Source organism: Profundicola chukchiensis, from assembly GCF_029664245.1.
GTDB classification, from domain to species: Bacteria; Bacteroidota; Bacteroidia; order Flavobacteriales; family Weeksellaceae; genus Profundicola; species Profundicola chukchiensis.
Map to the genome: position 1 here is coordinate 1 of NZ_JANAIE010000064.1, position 230 is coordinate 230.

Below are 230 nucleotides of genomic sequence, written 5' to 3' on the forward strand. Positions count from 1 at the left end.
GTGAAAGCCGGCGAGGTGCCCGGCGATTTTTCCGGCGATTTTTCCGGCGCGTAACACGAAAGGAGACATCATGACCAAGCAGAAAATCGGCTTCATCGGCCTCGGGCTCATGGGCCGCGCCATGGTGGAATGCCTGCAACAGGCCGGCCACGCCCTCGTCGTGCTCGGCCACAGCGACCGCACCGGCATCGACGCGGCGCTCTCCCGCGGCGGCACCGAGGCGCCGAACG

At 67.0% G+C, this 230-nt stretch carries 1 protein-coding gene; it reads left to right on the forward strand.

From position 1 onward, the window contains the following. Positions 1–70: 70 nt before the first annotated feature. Positions 71–230 (forward strand): NAD(P)-binding domain-containing protein (locus NLM59_RS11915; protein WP_369426813.1); only part of this gene is annotated, 160 nt, incomplete at its 3' end.